Annotated in this window: 1 protein-coding gene; it reads right to left on the bottom strand. The window is 41.2% G+C overall.

What is annotated here, in order from left to right; all coding sequences use genetic code 11:
* Window positions 1-83: 83 nt before the first annotated feature.
* The gene (locus tag QVO39_RS00510; RefSeq protein WP_021902555.1) at window positions 84-1133 is read right to left on the bottom strand and encodes an IS110 family RNA-guided transposase; all 1050 of its coding nucleotides are present in this window, start codon (window positions 1131-1133) and stop codon (window positions 84-86) included.
* Window positions 1134-1307: the final 174 nt, after the last annotated feature.

Genomic DNA, 1307 nt, shown 5'->3' on the forward strand with positions numbered 1-1307 from the left:
CGCCAGTCTTCGGGCTTTGCCCTCGACTGGGGGCAATCTATGTTCACCACCAAATTTATATAGTTAAAAAGTGTTATTTCGCTCTATGCTCGTTTTGCGTCATAATCAGAATAGAATTTGGTCCTTCTCGTAGCGATTGTAAAGGCGACCGTCAGTAGCTTGTTTTTGATGTTGTTCATAATGAGCAGTTTTGGCTTGCCTTTGCTCTTTAACCTTTCATCGTAAGCCTTAAACTTCGGATTATGTATGCTTGCAGTGAGTGCCGTCATATGTAAGAGGCTTGCAAAATAAGGGTCGGCAAACCAACTCCTATGATTGCCATTTTGGACGGATGTACCTGACTGATTCGGGTGTGGAGAGACACCTAAAAAGCAGGCAAGCTGCTTGGGGTTATCAAACCTTGTAAACCCTCGAGTAACAACGATCAAAAGAAGGCTTGTGATCTTCCCGACACCTGGTATGCTCAGTAGGCATTTATGGATCTCATTAAGCTCTTCATCAGCTTCAATCATTTCTACCATTTTAGCTTCAATAGTCTTGATTTCTTCCTTCAGAAACCTCTCCTGCTCCTCTAATCGTTGGATCATAAACTTTAGCGTCTCATCATTGGGTTCTGACTTAAGAATATGCTCATATTCTTTTATTTGACACTGCAATCTTGCACTTTCTCTCACCTGTCCATATCGGTATGAATAGAGTCTCTCTAAGCTCTCCATATCCTTAGATAGGGGCTTATAGAGCCTAATCTGATCACGAAAGCGATAGAAGTAGTAAGCGATCTTTTCTGCGTCCATCTTATCGGTCTTGTCGCGAACAATCTTGCCACTACCACATTTGATCGAATAAGCATTTTGTACGGAGCAATCAATTCCCAGCACATAAAGCTGTTTAGGCAACGTGGTGCTATAGTTACCTGTATCTTCTCCACCTACAAGGACAGAGGAGTAGTCGCCAGATAGTGCACAAGTCTTATTCAGCCATTTTACAAATCGCTTACAACCTGGCACATCGTTTTTAAACTGCTCATTACCAATGATCTTTAGATCAATAGAGCTCTCTTCAGATACCTTGAGGATAGCTGCGTCAAACGTTTCTTTTGAGAAATCAATTCCCACAAATAATTTTTTATTCATAACTTTGTACTTGAAGTGGTTAGATAGCCATTAGTCGAACGAAAGCTGTTTGTACTCAAGCTGTAAATAGGAGTATAATCCTAACAATCTATATAGTATCCAACAGCGTGATTAGGTGTCCTTATTGCCCCCAATAGGTTCTATGACCTCGCTAGCATACTAAGGTTTCTCACC

It is taken from the genome of Porphyromonas sp. CAG:1061 (genome assembly GCF_000435035.1).
In the GTDB taxonomy this organism is placed as follows: Bacteria; Bacteroidota; Bacteroidia; order Bacteroidales; family Porphyromonadaceae; genus Porphyromonas_A; species Porphyromonas_A somerae.